General features: G+C 43.1%; 15 protein-coding genes. 10 read left to right on the forward strand and 5 right to left on the reverse strand.

Going from position 1 to position 20481, the window contains the following annotated elements:
• The first annotated feature begins 1 nt into the window (after position 1).
• The 4 genes from AAAH86_RS10335 to tsaB all read left to right on the forward strand — a co-directional run bounded on the left by AAAH86_RS10335 (position 2) and on the right by tsaB (position 4707).
• Positions 2-1264, forward strand: a complete 1263-nt coding sequence (locus AAAH86_RS10335; protein WP_343487526.1) for an ABC transporter permease — start codon at positions 2-4, stop codon at positions 1262-1264.
• Between the two features lie 36 nt (positions 1265-1300).
• Entirely contained in the window at positions 1301-2443 is a 1143-nt protein-coding gene (locus AAAH86_RS10340; RefSeq protein ID WP_343487527.1) for an efflux RND transporter periplasmic adaptor subunit, read from the forward strand.
• 37 nt (positions 2444-2480) lie between these two features.
• Complete coding sequence (locus tag AAAH86_RS10345) at positions 2481-3845, forward strand: TolC family protein (RefSeq protein WP_343487528.1); 1365 nt, start codon at positions 2481-2483, stop codon at positions 3843-3845.
• 175 nt (positions 3846-4020) lie between these two features.
• Positions 4021-4707: a tRNA (adenosine(37)-N6)-threonylcarbamoyltransferase complex dimerization subunit type 1 TsaB gene (gene tsaB / locus AAAH86_RS10350; protein WP_343487529.1), complete on the forward strand. Its 687-nt coding sequence runs from the start codon at positions 4021-4023 to the stop codon at positions 4705-4707.
• On the opposite strand, the gene AAAH86_RS10355 is transcribed toward tsaB, so the two are convergent.
• From AAAH86_RS10355 to AAAH86_RS10370, 4 genes are all read right to left on the reverse strand, one after another.
• Positions 4694-5521: a mechanosensitive ion channel domain-containing protein gene (locus tag AAAH86_RS10355; protein WP_343487530.1), complete on the reverse strand. Its 828-nt coding sequence runs from the start codon at positions 5519-5521 to the stop codon at positions 4694-4696. The genes tsaB and AAAH86_RS10355 overlap by 14 nt on opposite strands.
• 74 nt (positions 5522-5595) lie before the next feature.
• The gene (locus tag AAAH86_RS10360; protein ID WP_343487531.1) at positions 5596-7710 is read right to left on the reverse strand and encodes a thioredoxin domain-containing protein; all 2115 of its coding nucleotides are present in this window, start codon (positions 7708-7710) and stop codon (positions 5596-5598) included.
• A gap of 70 nt (positions 7711-7780) precedes the next feature.
• Positions 7781-7981, reverse strand: a complete 201-nt coding sequence (locus tag AAAH86_RS10365) for a dodecin family protein (RefSeq protein ID WP_343487533.1) — start codon at positions 7979-7981, stop codon at positions 7781-7783.
• A gap of 61 nt (positions 7982-8042) precedes the next feature.
• Positions 8043-8936 carry a NifU family protein gene (locus AAAH86_RS10370; protein WP_343487534.1) on the reverse strand — a complete coding sequence of 298 codons (894 nt, stop codon included), beginning with the start codon at positions 8934-8936 and terminating at the stop codon, positions 8043-8045.
• Positions 8937-9082: 146 nt separating this feature from the next.
• Between AAAH86_RS10370 and AAAH86_RS10375 the strand changes: the two genes are divergently transcribed.
• Positions 9083-10081, forward strand: a complete 999-nt coding sequence (locus tag AAAH86_RS10375) for a type IX secretion system membrane protein PorP/SprF (protein ID WP_343487535.1) — start codon at positions 9083-9085, stop codon at positions 10079-10081.
• 348 nt (positions 10082-10429) lie between these two features.
• Here the strand turns inward: AAAH86_RS10375 and AAAH86_RS10380 are convergent, their stop codons facing one another.
• Positions 10430-11590, reverse strand: a complete 1161-nt coding sequence (locus AAAH86_RS10380; protein ID WP_343487536.1) for a vWA domain-containing protein — start codon at positions 11588-11590, stop codon at positions 10430-10432.
• A gap of 209 nt (positions 11591-11799) precedes the next feature.
• On the opposite strand from AAAH86_RS10380, the gene AAAH86_RS10385 reads away from it, so the two are divergent.
• The 5 genes from AAAH86_RS10385 to AAAH86_RS10405 all read left to right on the forward strand — a co-directional run bounded on the left by AAAH86_RS10385 (position 11800) and on the right by AAAH86_RS10405 (position 20460).
• Positions 11800-13734, forward strand: coding sequence for a tetratricopeptide repeat protein (locus AAAH86_RS10385; RefSeq protein ID WP_343487537.1), 1935 nt, complete (start codon positions 11800-11802; stop codon positions 13732-13734).
• Positions 13735-13770: 36 nt separating this feature from the next.
• Positions 13771-14502 carry a LytTR family DNA-binding domain-containing protein gene (locus AAAH86_RS10390; RefSeq protein ID WP_343487538.1) on the forward strand — a complete coding sequence of 244 codons (732 nt, stop codon included), beginning with the start codon at positions 13771-13773 and terminating at the stop codon, positions 14500-14502.
• A gap of 22 nt (positions 14503-14524) precedes the next feature.
• A complete protein-coding gene (locus tag AAAH86_RS10395) occupies positions 14525-15040 on the forward strand; it encodes a gamma carbonic anhydrase family protein (protein WP_343487539.1) in 516 nt (171 codons plus the stop codon).
• 425 nt (positions 15041-15465) lie between these two features.
• Positions 15466-16347 carry an ACP S-malonyltransferase gene (gene fabD / locus AAAH86_RS10400; protein ID WP_343487540.1) on the forward strand — a complete coding sequence of 294 codons (882 nt, stop codon included), beginning with the start codon at positions 15466-15468 and terminating at the stop codon, positions 16345-16347.
• Between the two features lie 240 nt (positions 16348-16587).
• The gene (locus AAAH86_RS10405) at positions 16588-20460 is read left to right on the forward strand and encodes a Calx-beta domain-containing protein (RefSeq protein ID WP_343487541.1); all 3873 of its coding nucleotides are present in this window, start codon (positions 16588-16590) and stop codon (positions 20458-20460) included.
• The last annotated feature ends 21 nt before the right edge of the window (positions 20461-20481 follow it).

The following is a 20481-nucleotide window of genomic DNA, read 5'->3' on the forward strand; positions in this document are numbered from 1 at the left end:
TATGAAATTGTTATTTGACAGAAATACATGGCAAGAGATTTTCGGTTCCATCCGGAAAAATAAAATACGTACCATTATCACCATCATTGGGGTGCTATGGGGCATATTTGTCTATATAGCCATGTCCGGTGCCGCCAAGGGAATGGACAATGGTTTTGAGCGTTCCTTTGAAACAGTGGCCATGAACAGCCTCTTTGCATGGGCACAAAGTACCAGTAAGCCATACTCCGGTTTCAAAACAGGGCGGCAATTACAATTGAAATTGGGTGATGCCCGAATTCTCGAAAACAGGATACCTGAGTTGCAATACATCGCTCCAAGAAATGTGAAGGGAACGTTTGGCTCGGCACCCGCTTCGGTAGCAAGGGGTCTAAAATCTGGAAGTTATCCTGTTTACGGAGATTTTCCCGTCTTTACAAAAATTGCGACAAAGAAAATATATGATGGCGGTAGGTTCATCAATGATGATGATATTGAGCAGGCACGAAAAGTCTGTGTTATCGGCGAACGCACCCAACAAGAACTGTTCGATGAAGAAGAGGAGCCCATAGGCGGCTACATAAGGATAGATGGCATATATTTTCAAGTTGTAGGGGTACACAAGTTTGTGCAAAACGCCCCTTTTGATTCTGATAGCGATGTCTATATTCCATTTACGACGTACAGAAGATTGTACAACTCAGGTGATGAGGTCGGATGGTTTTCTATGGCAGCTTACGATGATGCAGATGTACTCAAAGTTGAAGAAGACGTAAAGGCAGTCTTGAAAACCATTCATAGGGTTGACCCGACCGATGAGAGGGCTTTCGGGACCTTTAACCTTGGTGAAATTTTCGGAAAAATCATGGGGTTTTCTAAGGGATTGACTTTCATATCGCTGATTGTCGGTATTGCAACCATTTTAGCGGGAATCATCGGTATAGGTGCCATCTTATTAATTTCCGTTAAAGAGCGAACCAAAGAGTTGGGAGTCAGAAGGGCCTTGGGGGCTACTCCGGGCGAGGTCAGAACGCTGATTGTTCTTGAATGTCTCTTTTTGACACTGATTGCAGGATTGATCGGAGTTATTTTAGGAGCCGCGGTTCTGAAGATTGTTGACGGAGCCACCCAGGGTATTGATTTTCCATATACAAATCCCACAGTGCCCATTCCATTGGTCATTGGGGCATTTGCCATCATGATAATTATGGGGGTTTTGATTGGATTGATTCCTGCACAGCGTGCAGTGAGCATCCGACCAATCGATGCCCTAAGGGAAGAATAATAAACAACCATTGATAAAAACTAAATAATCAAAAAAATGAAGAAAATTTTAAAATGGGTCGGACTTGCAGTATTGGTGATTGGCGCACTCTGGGCGGCATCGTTCTTTATCAGCTCCAACAGCAAGTCAGCCATTGAATACGAGACCCATAATCCCTTTATTTCAAGTATTGAGAAAAAGACAGTGGCCACGGGCAAGGTCATTCCACAAGATGAAGTCGAGATCAAACCACAGATTACTGGCATCATCGATAAAATTCTAAAAGTGGAAGGTGAACAAGTCAAGGCAGGTGATTTGATTGCGGTAATCAAAGTGGTGCCCAATGAACAGGCACTGTATCAGGCACGGGGTCGAGTCAACAATGCGAAAGTGGCCCTGAGCAATGCTGAGATTGAATACAACAGAAATAAAGCCCTTTTCGAGAAAGGGGTGGTTTCAGCCCAAGATTTTCAAAACCTTCAATTGCAGTACGATCAGGCAAAACTGGAGTTGGAGAACGCCCAGAACGACTATCGTATCATCTTGCGGGGTTCTGCAGGTGGCTCAGGCAGTGCCAACACCAACATTCGTGCAACGGTCGATGGAACTATATTGGAAATTCCTGTGGAAGTGGGGGATCAAGTCATCCAAAGCAACAATTTCAATGACGGTACCACCATCGCCTCAATTGCCGATTTGAATAAAATGATTTTTGAAGGTCAGGTAGACGAGGGTGAAGTGGGCAAACTTGAAGTGGGCATGCCGTTAAAAATAAGTCTTGGTGCGGTCGAAGACAAAGAATTGGATGCCAAATTGAAGTTCATTGCGCCCAAGGGAATCGAAGAAGCAGGTGCGGTACAGTTCAAGATTGAGGGCGATGTTGAGGTCGAAGACGATTTTTTGATTCGCGCAGGCTATAGTGCCAATGCTTCATTGACCTTAGAGAAGAAAGACAGTATTCTTGTGATTCCAGAGGCTTTGTTGCAGTTCGATAAGGAAACCGATAAACCCTACGTAGAAGTTGCCACTGGTGACCAACAATTTGAGCGCAGGGATGTTGAGATAGGAATTTCTGACGGAATCAATGTGGAAATTGTTTCAGGCTTGAGCGAAGAAGATGAGGTAAAACAGTGGAACAAGACCGAACCCATCAAAAAAGGCCTAGATGAAGAAGAGGAAGGCGATGAAGAGGATGCCTAGTAACACAACCAAATAAGAACCAAAAATCAAAAAACGAATGAAATTTCAATCAATCATCATGGCGATGTTGCTCGCCACAGTCATAGCCCATGCGCAACAACGAAAATGGACGCTCGAAGAATGCGTCATCTATGCTGTTGACAATAACCTGACCATTGAACAATTCGAGCTCGATTTAGAGAATGCCAAAATCGATAAATCAGATGCCATCGGCAACCTACTGCCCACATTGAACGGTGACGCACGTTTGACCGAAAACATTGGTCTTTCGTTTAATCCAACATCACAAGAGCCAGTAAGTACGCAGCTTAATTATACGGGCAATTTGACGTCGGTTCTCAATATTTTTGATGGCCTTCGGAACATTAAGCAATTGCAAAGGGCCAAGCTGAACGCAATTTCAAATCAATACCGATTGGATGATTTGAAGGACGACATACGTTTGAACGTTGCCAATGCATATCTGCAAGTATTGTCGAACAAAGAACAATTGAAAGTGTCAAGAGCGCAATATGCGGTTACCGAACAAGATTTATTGCGAACCAAAGAATTGGTGGAATCAGGCGTAGTGCCACGTGGCGATTTATTGGAAATTGAGGCCACTGCAGCCACCCAAGAACAGCAAATCATCAACGGTGAGAGTCTGGTATTGATTTCTAGGGTGAACCTTGCCCAATTGTTACAGATTACCGATTACGAAAACTTTGATATCGCCGATGAATCGTTTGAGATACCGCCCTCTGATATTTTGAACAATTCAGCAAAGGTCATTTTTGATAAAGCAATGACTTTTCGCAATGATATCAAATTGTCGGAAGCAAATATGGAATTGGCAGAGAAAGATTTGGAAATTTCAAAAGGCGCGTATTATCCAACCTTATCAGCTTTCATTAACTATAATACCAGATATTCGGACCAAAACCTAGTGCCCACAGCGTTTGATACAGATGGTACACCCATTGACTTTTCAATAATACCATTTACAGATCAATTATGGATTTTTGATGGTTTGGCTTATGGATTCTCGTTAAATGTGCCCATATTCAATGGGTTTAACACTCGAAACGGCGTCAAGCGTTCAAAAATTGATTTGGAAAGGTCAAAGCTACAGTACGAACAAACAAAACTCGAATTGGAATCAAACATTCAACAGGCCTATGTTGATGTGGCGACTTTTGAGAAAGCTTATGAGGCCGCACAAAAAACGTTGGAAGCCCGACGTGTAGCGTATCAGTACGCCAAAGATCGTTTTGATGTTGGTTTGATGAATTCCTTTGATTTCAGTCAGGCGCAGGCCCGATTGGACAATGCGGAAGCTGATGTAATTCGAACGAAGTATGACTACATTTTTCGCTTGAAGATTCTGGAATTCTATTTTGGCATCCCCATTTCTTTGGATTAATAGTTTTTGTCATTCCCGCTCCCGATAGCTATCGGGTAGCAGGAATCCATAAATCAGTATATATGTGGATGCCGCAATAAATGCGGAATGACAAGAACCTATACATAAAAATTTGGTTGATTGATAATTGATGGCCCTGAGGTGTTTTTAAAACCTTAGGGCTTATTTTTGCCCCATGGCAAAAATTTTGTGCATAGAATCGGCCACCACCAATTGCTCTGTTTGCATTGCTACGGATGGAAAAGTAATTTCCATTAAGGAGGAAAATACGCCTAATTATTCCCATTCTGAGCAGTTGCATGTGTTCATTGAGAACGTCTTGAAAGAGGCGGATTTGGCATTTTCTGATATGGATGCTATTGCCGTCAGCAAAGGCCCGGGTTCATATACGGGATTGCGCATTGGGGTTTCGGCAGCGAAGGGACTCTGTTTTGCTTTAGATGTGCCACTGATTTCTATTCCGACCCTAGAGAGCATGGCCCATCAGGTCGTACTAGAGGTAAGTGAGGTCATTATTCCAGTTTTGGATGCTAGACGTATGGAAGTCTACTCCTGTGTCTTTGATGAAAACCATCAAGAAATACGGGAAACCAAAGCAGAAATCATTGATTCCGGTTCTTTTAAGGAATTTTCGAGCTATTCTAAAGTGTTTCTTGCGGGCAACGGGGCCGAAAAGTGCCAAGAAGTGCTTCCCGATGATTCCAATTTCGTTTTTGACACCAGTATTTATCCATCCGCAAAAGAAATGGCACCGTTGGCCCAAAAAAAATTCGAAGCAGGCCAATTTGAGAATGTGGCCTACTTCGAACCGTATTATTTGAAGGACTTTGTCCTACAGAAAAAAAAGACTAATCGTTCTTGATACTGTGCATAACACGTTGTGGAAACGGTATTTCTATACCTGCCTTGTCAAATCGTAATTTGGTCTGTTCGTGAATGTAAAATTTGGCATCCCAAAAATCTTCGTTCTTTGCCCACCAACGCAGCGATAAGTTGACAGAACTATCGGCCAGGGCATCGACCACCACCTGTGGCTCTGGTTCGTTGAGTATCGTTTCGTTTTCTGCACAGATTTGCAGCAGAATGTCTTTGGCCTCTTTGATATTTGAGCCGTAACCGATGCCCACCTTATAATTGTCACGACGAATGGGCTCGGCATTGTAGTTGACAATGTTTCCATTTGATAATTGTCCATTGGGAATAATCGCCACTTGGTTGCCAAAGGTGTTCAATTTGGTCTGAAAAATGGATATTTCTTTCACCGCGCCGTCTTGACCTTGGGCAGAAATCCAATCTCCGACCTTAAAAGGCTTAAAGAGCAAGATTAAAACACCGCCAGCAAAATTCGCCAATGAACCCTGTAAGGCCAGGCCGATGGCCAGACCGGCCGCACCCACGATAGCAACCAGCGAAGAAGTTTTTACGCCAAGTTGGGTAACGACCAAAATTACCAAAACAACTTTGAGGGAAATGCTTATAAAACTCTGCAAAAAACTTTCTAATGCAAGGTCGTAATCCTTTTTAGCAAAAAACTTTCTGACAAGCTTGTTTATCAATCTGATAATCCATAGACCTACAATCAGTATGATAATTGCCGCAATAAGGTTGGGCAACATATTCCAGACCCAATCTATGGCCTCTTGTGCATGTTTTTCAAAATCTTTCAATTGTTCCATAAAAATTTGGTTTTGGCCAATGTAATTTTGGAGAGTTCTTTTGTCAAGTAATTTAGTTTAAACTATTGTTAATCTTACTTGAATGATGCTATTTGCGTCAAAACTTCTCTTGATTCAGTCACTGGCAGCTTGCAGGTGCCCTCAATACAGACATAAGCGAGGGTCTGCCCCTCAACGTATCGATTTTTAAGCAGTTCAATAGTGCCTTCCTCTTTACTGCCCACCAAAATGCTGTTGGGCAGGTAATGGGATGAAATTTCAGCGCCCAATTTTTTATGGTCTTCGCCCACTATGGCAATCTCATAAAAATTGTTCTGTTCATAGAAAACCAAGTGCAGCCAATTGGCAAAACCCTGTGCGCTCTTGTCAAAGCCTTTTTGGACGTTTTTGAGCATTTGAGAAGCTCGTTTGCCATAGCCCTCTTCGTGAAAGACTTTGTGCAGCTTTACAAGATTGTTTGCCATAATTGAATTGGAAGAAGAAATCACATTGTCATTCGTCTCTACGGTTCGCCGTATCAAATCATCGTCTTCATCAGAAGTATAGAAAAACATACCGTTCTCATTGTCAGAGAAATGTGCAATGGCATAATCGACATAATTTTTCGCCTTCATCAGCCATCTTTCGTCAAAAGTGACTTCATAAAGTGCGATATAGGCCTCGATGACCGTGGCATAATCATCTAAAAAGGCATTGATGGTACTAGTGCCATTTTTGTGGTTTCGATACAGTCCTCCATCCTCTTTTTTCATGTTGCCTTCAATGAAATCCGCATTTTTGAGCGCCAGTTCTAAGTATTGGGGATTTTGCAAATAACGATGTGCATCGACCAGACCTTTGAGCATGAGTCCGTTCCATGAAGTGAGGATTTTATCATCCAACCTGGGTTTTGGCCGCTTTTCACGTTCTTTTTTTAAGATTTTAAGGGATTCATGTATTTTTCGTTGTAGTGCTTCCACCGATATGGAATGTTTTTCAGCAATTTCTTCTTCGGATTTATCACGGATCAAAACATAGTTTCCTCCCTCCCAAAGTCCGTAAGGGTTGATGTTGTAATGGTCTTTAAAAACCTCAAAATCATCACCCAACAACTGTTGTAATTCCTCTTTTGTCCATACGTAAAAGGCGCCCTCTTCCAGCTCGCCCTGATCATCAAGACTGTCAGCATCTAAAGAAGAATAAAATCCGCCATTTTCATCCAACAATTCCTCAACCACAAAACCGATGGTTTCTTGAACCACATCTTTGTAGAGCTCATTTTTGGTGACCGCGTAGGCTTTTGAATACAGACTGGCCAATTGCCCGTTATCGTAGAGCATTTTCTCGAAGTGGGGCACATGCCATTTGGTGTCTACCGAATATCGTGCAAAACCACCACCGACATGGTCAAAAATGCCACCGTAGGCTATTTGGGTAAGAGTGGTGTTCGCATACGCCATGATGGAATCATTTTGTTTTGCAGTGGCGTAGTGCAACAAGAAATCAAGATTGTTGGGCATCATGAATTTGGGCGCCCGCTTGTAGCCGCCCAAAAATGTATCAAAGTAGTTTGACCAATTTTCAACGGCGCCATCAAGCTGATCAAGAGTGTAGCTGTCATCAGAATCATTGGTCTCGACCAAGTTGATGGCCTTCAACCCCCTTGAAAGATCTTCAGCATAGCCCACAACTTTTTCACGGTCATTGTTGTACAGTTCAATCAATTTGATCAGTGATTTCTGCCAGTCTTCCTTGGGCAGGTATGTGGCTCCCCAAAATGGCCTTCCATCGGGTAATGCGACGATGTTGAGCGGCCAGCCCCCATTGCCTGACATCATTTGAATGGCATCCATATAGATTTGGTCGACATCAGGCCGTTCTTCACGGTCAATCTTGATGTTGATGAAATTGTCGTTCATCAATTGGGCCACTTCTTCATCTTCAAAACATTCGTGCTCCATTACATGGCACCAATGGCAGGCGGCATAACCGATGCTGATGAGCAAGGGTTTGTTCTCTTTTTTTGCAAGCTCAAGTGCTTCGGGTTTCCATGCGTGCCAGTTTACGGGATTGTGTGCATGCTGCAGTAAATACGGACTCGTTTCATGTATGAGGTCATTGGTGTATTGGTGCTGCATCTTATCGGTTTTTTGGGCGCAACTTTGAATGATGGATATGCCAATCAACAAAAAAAGAACCTTTTTTAGCATGGGTACTTTCAGATACGTTCATAAAAAAAGCGTCCGAGCTGGGGACGCCTTAAATTTCAATAAGTCTCGGCTATTTTACCTCAAAGGTGATTTTCACATTGACACGATAGTTGTCAATCTTACCATCTTTGACGGTGGCACTTTGCTCGTTGATATAAACAGAGCGAATATTTTTTACAGATTTTGAAGCTTGGCTCAATGCATTTTTTGTTGCATCTTCCCAACTGTCATCTGAATTTGCTAAAACTTCTATTACTTTTAATACTGCCATGGCTAACGATTTTAAATTCCCTTCAATGTAAGCATTTCATGCGTAAAAAGAAAGCTCAAAATCACCCGTTTAGAGCGACGACTTCGTTTACCTTATCGCCCAACATGTTCTTGAGCATGGTCTCGATACCGTTTTTAAGGGTAAAGGTCGAAGAAGGGCAACCACTACAGGCCCCTTGAAGTACGACATTCACCGTTTTGCTGTCTTCTTCGTAGGATTGAAACACGATGTTGCCTCCGTCGCTGGCCACCGCAGGTTTGACATACTCTTCAAGAATGTCAATGATTTGTTTTGAAGTATCATCAAGTGCTGCCTCTTGTTCAGACTTTTTTTCTTCAATACCTTTTTTGGAGGCTGATTCTGAAACAACTTCTTTGCCTTCCATCAAGAAATTGCGGATGAACTCCCGGAGTTCCATGGTGATGTCATCCCATTCTTTGACCTCATATTTGGTGACCGAAACATAGTTTTCATCAAAAAATACCTCTTTGACAAAGGGAAAATGAAACAGCTCCTTGGCCAGATTGGAATCTTTGGCCTCATCGATATTTTTGAATTCAAAAGAAGCAGGCACGATTCTCTTGTTGGCCACAAACTTCATCACCGAGGGGTTTGGCGTCACCTCGGCATAAACCGTGATGTGCTGTTTTTCAGATGAATTGGCTTCATTTACAATAGGTTGGCCAGCATTCAGATATTCGACCAAGTTCTGGGCCACTTCGTCCTTGACATCATCCCAAGTCACGATATCAAACCGTTCGAGTGCCACAAAATTACTGGCGATATAGACCGTTTTGACAAAGGGTAGGTAAAACAGCTGTTGTGCCAAAGGAGAATCTTTGGCCTCATCGATGTTTTTGTATTCGTAATTGCCCTTGACCAAAAAATGATTGGCCTCAAATTTCAATATTGTGGGGTTGTTGGTGGCAACCGTGGTGATATGATATTCTTTCATAGAAAGATTTTTGGCAAAAATACGAAGTTTACTTTATCGGTAAAAGGTGCAATTATACAGGTAAAAGGCATAATAATACCTAATTTGGGGCGTTATAGTTACGATTTGAACACTAATCTACTGAACTTTTGGCCCCATATCCCCTCATGAAAAACTTCTTGGCAGTGTTATCGTTTTTCTTGGTTTTTGGATTTACATCCAGGGCACAAGAAGGTATTCCCGTTTATTTTGACTATCTGGCTGATAACTACTATCTGGTATATCCTTCCATGGCAGGTATCGGCGAGGGCGGAAAAATACGGCTTACAGCAAGAAAGCAATGGTTTAATGTTGATGAAGCGCCCAGCTTACAGACTTTAAATGCCCATTTTAGGGTAGGAGAGCGCAGTGGTGTTGGCGGTATCTTATTTAATGACTCCAACGGCTATCATTCACAAGTGGGCTTTAAGGGAACGTATGCGCATCACCTACGATTGGGGGGTGATTTTCGTACCCTCAACCAATTGTCTTTTGGTTTGAGTGCCGGGGTCATTTTAAGCAGTCTTGATGAAACCGAATTTAGGTCGGTTATACCCGATCCCATTGTATCAGGAGTAAAAAACACGACCAGTTATTTTAATGCTGACTTTGGGGTTTCTTACAATCTTTGGGAATTTTATGCCCATGCCGCAGTGCTCAATATTTTAGGAAGCGGTCGTGATCTTTATACCGCCGCTGAGTTTGACAATTTGCGACGGTATCTGTTTTCAGTGGGCTATGTATTCGGAAAAAGTGAGTGGCGTGTAGAGCCTTCGGTTTTGCTACAACTGACAGAGTTTACAGAAGAAAAAACCGTTGATTTCAATGCCAAGGTATATAAAGATATTGGCGATAACACGACTCTTTGGGGTGGTATGTCGTACAGGCGCAGTTTTGACGGTGCCCAATTTCAGCAAAATGGTTCTTTTGGTGAGCAACGGCTGCAATTGTTGACGCCCATCATCGGGGTAAACTGGGGCAAATGGTTGTTTTCTTACAATTACTCGTATCAAATGGGCGATATTCGTTTTGATAATGGCGGATTTCACCAAATCACCTTAGGATACGACATTGGTCAAGAGCGGCAGAACCGTTACGATTGCTACTGCCCTGCAGCGAATTATTAATCTTTTTCTCGATAATCGAGGTTTCTTGTTTCGCGTAATTCCAACTCAAAATTCGTCATTCTACATTCGTACTTTGCATTTCGCTGTACACTAAACGTTGTGTGCTTTATGCATTTCATACTTCTAATCTAATTTCACGAATTTGCACAAATCAAATTTGTATTTGAAAATCCATGGGTTATTTTGCAGAGCTCTTCAGAGTAGAACAGAGTTTCGCGGAGTATTTAAGGCAACTCCCAACCTAAAATTTCTACACTGTATTTCGCTTTTCGCATCATATTCATAACTCTTAACTCTACATTCATAACTCGTTAGATTTCGTAACTCGTATTTTTAACTTCGTACTTTTTACTCCCATGTATAGTTCTTTTTAATGGCTTGTCGTTTAATGGCACCCAGCATGGCATTCTCCAACTCACCTGCTTCTTGTTTTTGGTTTTTGACAATGTAGGCTTCCCGCTTTTTGTTGAGTTCATTGATTTCTTTCTGGATTTTGACCCGTTCACCCTTTTTCTCCTCGATATATTTTTCGATGGCTTCATCTGACTTTCCTTTGAGTTCCTTCGGAAGTTCATCTTTTTTCAGTTTTGAAACATCAAATTCCTTATCCTCAGAAGCATCCACCAAATCCCATGATGAATTATTGTAGAGTGTCGAGCTTTTACTGATGGCACGTTTCACAGCGACTGACTCTTCCATGGCGTATGCATTGGAGTCTTGGGTTTCTTGGGCGACCTTTCTTGCTCTGCCCACCGACCCATAACCAATGTAGGTCTTGTTCAATTTTGAATTGAGTTGAATGATAATGTCATCATAAGGCGTGTCAATATGAACGATTTCTTGGTTGTGGTCAATGGCCATATAATCGCCACCTGTCAAACGGGCACCCTCTTTCCATCGGGTATCAATGCCCAACTCAAAATTTCCGCAGAAAATGGTGTTCACGACCACATCTTGCTCTTTGGCTTGGTTGGCGGCATCTTTATAATTCAATTTGCCCTGGGTAAAGGGTTCATTGCCCGCAATAAAGATCATTTTGAGGTCATCGGCATTCTTGCCCCAATCCAATTGTCGCAATGAGGTGTGTATGACTTGTCCACAGAATTCTTCCCCGCCATTGGTGTCCAACGAAAAAAGCTTTTCGGAGATTTTGTCCAGGTCGTTGCTAAAACCAATGACTTGGCGTATGTAACCTTCACGTGATGAAAGATCGTCATTGCCATATTCATAAAGCGCAATTTGAAGTGAGGGGCGGGTTTCATTGCCGCATCGGGCATGGGTAAATTCATTGACGATGTCCCATAGTTGTGCCTTAGCTTGGTTGATGAGTCCGTCCATACTGTTGCTGGTATCCAATAATAGTGCGATTTTCACATATTGTTGCCTAGTTTCTTCAACTTCTTCAAGATATTGTATTCCTTTTTCTGCACGATTGAAACCACTGGTTATAAATGCTGTTGTTGCCAAAACTGTGATGGCCATCAGTTTAATGTTGTTTGACTTTTTCATGATTTTTTGTTTAGAAATGATGCAGCCAATGTACTGGCAAGTTTTTCATCAAAAAAAGGGCAATGAGTGAAATGGGAATCTAAATGAGTAAACATGAAAATTGGATGAGCCAAGCTCGAAAAGCGGGTCTTTACAGGGTGGTTTCAGCGGATTCCCCATTTTTTAATGCGCCGTAAATCGACTATGTTTACTGGGATTTTCATTCAAAAATGTTCAAAAAGATATACATAACGTTATTCTTTATGGCCACGGTCGGGCTTTCATTCGCACAGGAGCGAAGCAGGATGGAAAGTGCTGTTCCGCCACAGGCATTTCTCGATTCTGCGGAGTACTATATGAAAACCGATATCGAAAAAAGCATAGAATATGTCATTGAAGCCATTTCAGCATTGGGAAATAATGGCGACCAAACGGCATTGGCAGAATCCTATTCGGTTTTGGGTGAGATTTATCGGTACCACAAGCAATATGATTTGGCCATTGACAACTTTGAATATTCCAAAGGCCTCAAAAAAACATTGCAAACCGATTTGTTGCTCGGTGAAACCTATGTTCTGAACCAAAATTATGAGGAGGGCATTACTGTTTTTGAGCCGCTCCGACGTTCGAAAAATTTGGTGCCCTATCAAAAAGTACGACTTTATGAGGGGCTAGGTGATGCCCACAAAGGTTTGGGAGCGATTCGTAAGGCCCTAGATTTCTATAACGAAGCCCTGCGGGTAGCCGAAAAGAATCAAATAACCCCCAAAGTGACCGACCTGAACAGCAAGATTGCGGATACCTATGCCAAAGAAGATCGTGTGCAAGAAGCCGAAGGCTATTACAACAATTCGCTGTCACTTTCACGGGGCGAAAATCCACAACGGGCCATACAGGAAAATGAAAAAGTAGCGGATTTCTATAATCAGAAGAACCGTTACGATGATGAAATACAGTTGCGCAAAAGAAGCTTGAGAGACCTCAATAGTCTGCCGAAGCAAAAAGTGGTAGAAGAAAAAAATACCATAGATGCCGACAGTATCACCTCACAACGCATCAACTATAAGATTGGCAATGCATACGCCGCCCAGGATAAGTTCGAGGAGGCAATTCCGTATCTGGAGCGCAGTATTGTTGAGGCCGATAGCGAAGATGATCTGCTGGTTCAAAAGGATGCCACCCGAAAATTGTCAGAGGTGTATCGGTACAAAGGTGATTTCAACAAGGCATTGGAAACCTATCAAGAGTATGTCGCCGTGGTCGACAGTCTTTATAATCGCAAAGAGCAAGAAATCTCAACTGCGGCCCGTCTCAATCGTGAAATCACGACCAAACAAAATCGAATTGCTAGTCTAGAGCAGGATAGAGAACTTTCACAGAGCAGGTACGATTTGGCACTGACCGAACAAAAGTTGTCCAAAGAAAGCAATAAACGCCAAAAATTGATCATCTATTTTTTACTGGTGGGGATGGTGCTCTTGGGCATCGCCACTTTTTTCTTTTATCGTAGTGACAAGCAGCAGAGGTTGGCCAATAATCTGTTGGCGCTGAAGTCATTGCGCTCACAGATGAATCCGCATTTTATTTTCAATGCCCTGAATTCGGTGAACAATTACATTGCCAAAAGTGATGAACGCAGTGCCAATCGGTTTTTAAGTGATTTTTCGGTGTTGATGCGCACGGTGCTTGAAAATTCTGAGGAGGATTTTATTCCGCTGTCAAAGGAACTCGAGTTGCTGGAGCTTTATGTGAAACTCGAACATTCCCGCTTTCCCGATAAGTTTGATTTCAGCATCCATATTGATAAGGGTTTGGATGTGGATGCGTTTGAGATTCCGCCCATGCTGTTGCAGCCCTATATTGAAAATGCGATATGGCACGGGCTTCGCTATAAGGTGGAAAAAGGATTTTTAAAGATTGAACTGCGACAGTTGACCAATCAATTGGTTGAAATCGTGATTTCTGATAATGGTATCGGCAGAGCAAAATCCATGGAAATCAAGACCAAGAACCAAAAAAAGCAGAAGTCGAAAGCCATGGGCAACATTAAAAAACGCATTGCCATCTTGAACAGCATGTACAAAAACAAGGTCGATGTTTCGGTCAGGGATTTGTACGATGACAAGACGGGCACCAAGGTAATTTTACGATTGAAAAAAGACTAAATTCCGTAATTGTCCCCTTGGGGGTAAAAATAAAGCATGAAACTAAATGCCATCATAGTAGAAGACGAGGCCAACAGCCGTGAGATTTTGGGTATTTACATTTCAAAATATTGTAAAGATGTTTTGGTGAAGGGCGAGGCGGCGACCATTAAAGAGGGATTGGCCTTGATAAAAAAGGAAAATCCCGATTTGGTATTTCTTGATGTGGAGATGCCTTTCGGCAATGCTTTTGACCTACTCGACCAAGTACCCGATCGGTCTTTTGAGACGGTGTTCGTGACGGCCTACGACCATTACGCCATTGATGCCCTGAACAGCCATGCTGCCTACTATTTGATGAAACCCATCAATATCGACGAACTTATCAAAGCAGTGGCCCATGTCACGGAAATCAAGAAGAAAGAAAGTGCCTTGGAGGGAAGGGTCTTGCAAAGCAAGCTCAAAAAGGCCGAGGGGAAAATCACTTTGCCACAACAAGACGGATTTCAGGTGCTTGAGGTGAATGATATTCTGTACTGCAAAGCTGACGATAATTACACCGAGATTTATCTTGAAAACAAGAAAATATTGGTCAGCAAGACCTTGAAGTATTTTGAGGAGGCTCTATCGGATTTCCCTTTTGCGCGAATCCATAAATCGTATTTGGTGAATGTCAACGAGGTGCAGAAATATAAAAAAGGTAAAGGAGGCAGCGTAGTGCTATCAAACGGAAAAGAACTATCGGTTTCTGCTTCAAAAAAAGCCTCACTGCTTTCTTTTTTTGAGTAAATTTTAGTCCAAAGAGATAGTAATGATTATTCGAGAAGTCAATGGAAAATCCCCAGAAATGGGAAATGATTGTTTCGTCGCCGAAAATGCAGTCATCGTTGGCGATGTGGTGATGGGAGACCAATGCAGTATTTGGTTCAATGCCGTGGTTCGTGGCGATGTGCATTACATCAAGATGGGCAATAAAGTGAACGTGCAAGACGGTGCGGTGATTCATTGCACTTACCAAAAAGCACCGACCAATATTGGCAACAATGTATCCATCGGACACAATGCCATTGTGCATGGGTGCACGGTCAAAGATAATGTGCTGATTGGTATGGGAGCCATTTTGATGGATGACTGCGTGGTCGAGAGCAACAGTATCATCGCCGCAGGGGCCGTGGTCACACAGGGCACGCACGTACCATCTGGAACCATTTACGCAGGTATGCCCGCCAGAATGATAAAAAAGGTAAGTGCAGAACTGAGCTCGGGTGAGATCGACCGCATTGCCAACAACTATGTGAAATACAGCAGTTGGTTCAAGAAATCGTAATGTTCAAGTGTCAAATTCAATCTGAAAATGATGCTGATGAAAAAGTGAAAAGCCGAGCAAAAAAACATTCGTGGCAATTCGTGAAATTCGTGTCTTCTGAGGTACGATTTTAGAGTTACGAATGGCGAATGAATTTGCAATTTCTCTGTGAAACTTTTCATATCTCTGCGCAACTCTGTGCAATAATTTTCACAATTCAAGTTCAATAGCCAACTTCAAGCATTTAATACAAACACAAATTCAATTCGTGTCCATTCGTGAAATTCGTGTCTTCTGGGGTACGATTTTAGAGTTACAAATGACGAATTTTTGACGGTGCACAGCGTAAATCGAACTGCGTAAAGCGTATTGTATATAGATCATCTGACACCTAACACAACAACATCCAACCATATTCATTATTTTTATCCCCTAAACCGAACACTATGAATGCTTATGTTTTTCCTGGCCAAGGCGCCCAATTTGTGGGCATGGGGCTCGACCTGTATGAAAGCAATGCCGAGGCCCAAGAATTGTTTGAAAGGGCCAATGAAATTTTGGGCTATACCATCACCGATGTGATGTTTGAGGGTACTGCCGAAGATTTGAAGCAGACCAAGGTGACGCAACCTGCCATATTTTTGCACTCCGTGATTTTGGGCAAGGCCATGGGTAACAATTTTAAACCCGATATGGTCGCAGGGCATTCTTTGGGCGAGTTTTCAGCCTTGGTCGCCAATGGCGCCTTGAATTTTGAGGATGGACTAAAACTGGTCTCCCAGCGTGCCATGGCCATGCAGAAGGCCTGTGAGTTGAAGCCAAGCACCATGGCCGTTGCATTGGGATTGGATGATGCCACGGTCGAAAAAGTATGTGAGGAAATTGATGGTATAGTGGTGCCCGCCAATTATAATTGTCCGGGGCAATTGGTGATTTCAGGTGAAATAGAAGCAGTAAATCTGGCGTGTGAAAAATTAAAGGAAGCTGGTGCAAGAAGGGCGATGGTACTTCCCGTAGGCGGGGCTTTTCACTCCCCCTTGATGGAGCCTGCTCGAGAAGAGTTGGCCAAGGCCATTGAAAATACGCAATTCAATCAACCCAACTGCCCTATTTATCAAAATGTCAGCACAGCTGCGGTTTCAAATCCTGAAGAAATACAAAAGAACCTCATTGCCCAATTGACCGCACCCGTAAAATGGACGCAGAGCGTGCAGAACATGGTCAAAGATGGAGCAACAAGGTTTGTTGAAGTAGGTCCCGGCAAGGTCTTGCAGGGCTTGGTCAAAAAGATTGAACCCAGTGTTGAGACTGAATCGGGAACAGTTTAGCCAAGTCATTTAAACCCGAATATTTGTTGTTTGCCTAAAAAAAGACGCTTTGACCTTCATTTTTTGGTCAGGGCAGCACTTTTTTAGTAATATTGGAGTCCCTTTTCATGAAAGCTTACCTGCATGATTTTTAGCAGTTTGCCTTCTCAAAAAAGGCCTATGGAAATGAAAATCACATCTTTTGCCCTAAATCGCTCTAGTTTTCTGTCAAGACTCGTTTTTCTTGCTTTATTTGTTGTTATGGGTATTTTACAAACTAATGCCCAAACAGTTTCAATTTCTAGTTTAAGTGATGGAGATGAATCAAATTTAGTCAATCCTGGCCAATTTAACGTTTCTGTGTTTGGACTAGGATCAGGAACTATAAATGTTTCCTATTCTGTTACTGGTACAGCCACCCCAGGAATAGATTACAATACTCTTACTGGTTCGGTGAGTGTCACTTACAACGGTGTTGGTAATGCGTTGATTAATGTTAGTGTATTAGATGATAACCTCATTGAAGGCAATGAAACAGTTATTGTTACCTTAGAGAATGGCATTGGGTACACTGTGGGAGCTCCAAATAGCGCAACAACATCAATAACAGATGACGATTTTGCAGGCATGACCTTAGTGCCCGACCCAGCCAATCTAACAACAGACGAATCTGGCAGTCAAGATACTTTTTCAACTGTTTTGAATGCCCAACCCAATTCAAATGTTGTGATTGATATTGATGCCTCTGCTGGTACTGGTGAAGGCACAGTTGACGTGCCACAGTTTGTTTTTACTCCAGCCAACTGGAATATAGTGCAGACCGCTACTGTGACCGGAGTGAATGACGATATTGATGACGGTGACCAAAACTATACAATAGTTTTGAGCATTAATGGCAGCTCTGACCCTAATTTTCTTGGCATAGCCAATGAACAAGTTAATGTCACCAACCAAGATGACGATACTGCAGCCATTTTCATTAATGGCTCAACAGACCCTTCAATTGATGTAACAGGAGAAACAGACGAAAATGGAGACACCGCAAGTTTTGAATTCACATTAGGCAGTCAACCTATTGCTCCTGTGAGCATTAATTTGAATGAATCACAACTTGACGATGAAGGCAGTCTATCGATTAACCCAGTAGTTTTAGATGATACCAATTGGGATACGGGAGTAATATTAACCGTTACGGGATTGCCAGATAGCATTGTCGATGGTGATCAGACATACACTATTGGTACTCCAGCACCAGTCACTACTGATCCAAACTATGATGCATTAGGAGGAGGAGACGTTGCACAAATAGAAGTTACCAATTTAGATGTCGACCAATTTACAGTAACAATTGCTGCCACAGATAATATTGCTGAAGAAGATGGCGAAACCGAGGCAGAATTTACAGTCTCCTTAGATCAAACAAACAATACAGGTGCCCCGGTAACAGTCAACTACACGGTTGGTGGAACAGCAAATTCAGGGTCTGATTTTACACCATTGAGCGGCTCGGTCAATATTCCTAATGGGCAAATCGATAACGAGATAGAACTTGAACCCATTGATGATGGCTTGGTAGAAAATGATGAGACTGTGATATTGACCATCGATTCGGGCAGTTACGATATTGGCAATCCTAATTCTGCTACTGCTACAATACTGGATAATGATGTTGCAGGCTTTACAATAAATGAAAGTGGAGGTTCTACAGCCACTTCTGAGCCCAGCACGACAGATTCTTTCACAGTGGTGCTCGATGCACAGCCGTCAAGCAATGTGGTGTTGAATCTTTCCTCCTCTGATACGGAAGAGGGTACAGTTACTCCAGCAACACTGACCTTTACGCCAGGAAACTTTGATAATCCGCGAACCATTACCGTAACGGGAGTCAATGACGATATTGTAGACGGTCCCCAACCCTACACCATAACCGTGAGTATCAACGATTCCGCCAGTGATGATGCCTTTGATGACGTTCCTGACCAAACCGTAAATGCAGTTAATGCTGACGACGATGTTGCTGGCTTTACGATAGTGGAAAGCGATGGGAATACAGAAACCTCAGAACCCAATGTGTCGGATACCTTTACGGTTGTATTGGATGCCCAACCTGAGTCGAATGTCGTATTGAATGTTTCATCTTCCGATACCGGAGAGGGCACGGTTGCACCAGGCACAGTAACCTTTACTCCAGGTAATTATGACGACCCTCGTACAATTACCGTAACGGGTGCTGATGATGCAATTGTAGACGGCCCACAACCATATTCGATTACGGTAAGCGTAAACCCGGGTTCTAGCGATGATGCTTTTGATGGGGTTGCGGACCAAACGGTTAATGTGACCAATGCCGACAATGATGTTGCTAGGTTGACCATTTCCGATGCGGTAATTGAAGAAGATGGTGGAAGTCTGAATATTATCGTTCAGTTAGATACGGAAGTCACAGGTGGAACGACAGTTACATATTCCTTTATTGACAACACCGCCACAGGTGGCGATGATTACGATGATAGTGATGATGGCGAAGAAATCGAATTTGATGGAGATGAAGCAGGGGAGGTTCAGATAATTTCGATACCAATCATTGACGATGCCGAATTGGAGAACAGCGAAAACTTTTTTGTCCAATTGGGCATACCGACCAATGGTGTTTTGTTGGCTGGCGATGGCCAGGCCACTGCTACCATTTTGGATGATGACAATTGCTTGCCTTCCCCAATATTGGATACAACGCAACCCACCAATTTTTGTGATGCCATTGATGTTGATTTGGATGATTACATTTCGAATGCGCCACCGGTGGGCAGTGTGTTGACTTGGAGTACGCTCAGTGATCAGTCCAATACTGGGGCGTATCTTCCCGATAGCCAAGTAAATGCCCCCGGAACCTATTTTGGATTTTTCAGGGATACCGATGAAGACTGTTTCAGTCCGGCCGTACAGGTTACCTTGGTCATCAATACCACGCCAACCGTTGACGAAACTATAGGAGGCGATCGTTGTGGTGAGGGCACGGTGACTTTGACCGCAACCGCAAGCAGCGGTGCGACCCTGAATTGGTACGATGTCGCTACGGGAGGCACAATTTTGGGTACGGGTTCTTCTTTTGTGACCCCTTCCATAACCGAGACCACTTCGTTTTATGTGGAGGCGACCGCCAATGGGTGTACTTCAGAACGGGTTGAGGTCATTGCCACTGTTGAAGCTTCTCCTGAATTTGATGCAATTGCCTGTAATATTACGGGTGTAAGCGGGCCCACGATCATTGACCTTGACGAAGCTGCAGAACGACAGACGTTGGGGATGTGGTCGATTACAACCGACCCCTCTGATGGGCAGGCTGCCATTACTATGGAAAACACGGTGGATTTTGAAGGATTGCCAAGTGGCACCTATATTTTTGAATTCACTGCTGATGATGATACAGTAGCTTGTGAACAACGGTTTGCCCTATTGACAATAGTGGTAAGTGATTGTAATCCAGACCCAATTGACCTTGCGATTCTAAAAGAAGTGGACAATGCCATACCATTGCTCAACCAAGAGATTAACTTCACGATTACATTGACGAACACCAGTACCGACACGGCCATCAATATCACGGTGGGAGACCTGATATCGCCGGATGATGGTTTTGACTACGTAACGCATGTCGCTTCCGACGGTGAATATGTTGTTGAAACCGGGGTTTGGAGTGTTGACGAACTCTTGACTGGGGAAGCGGTGACGCTTCAAATCACCGTTGTGGTGAATAGAGTGGGCGTTCTCGTCAATACGGCGGCACTGATAGATTCTTTTCCATCGGATGACAATCCAAATAATAATACTTCCACAGCAACTGTTGATGTGGATCGAAGCCCCTGCGAAGACCCTGGTACCTTATGTAACATGTTTTCTCCCAATGGTGATGGGGTGAATGATTTGTTGGTGTTGAACGGCCATCAAGACTTTCCTAACAACACATTGGAAGTGTATGATAGGTATGGAAACAGTGTGTACAGTGCTAGGGGATATGACAGCAGTTGGGATGGTACCGGCAACAACGGCGCATTGCCAAAAGGCACATATTTCTATATTTTAGACCTTGGTGACGGCACGGAAGCCACCAAAGGCTGGATTCAAATCATAAGATAACCCCTTATCCATGACACCTAC

Source organism: Allomuricauda sp. d1, assembly GCF_039592695.1.
Taxonomy (GTDB): domain Bacteria; phylum Bacteroidota; class Bacteroidia; order Flavobacteriales; family Flavobacteriaceae; genus Flagellimonas_A.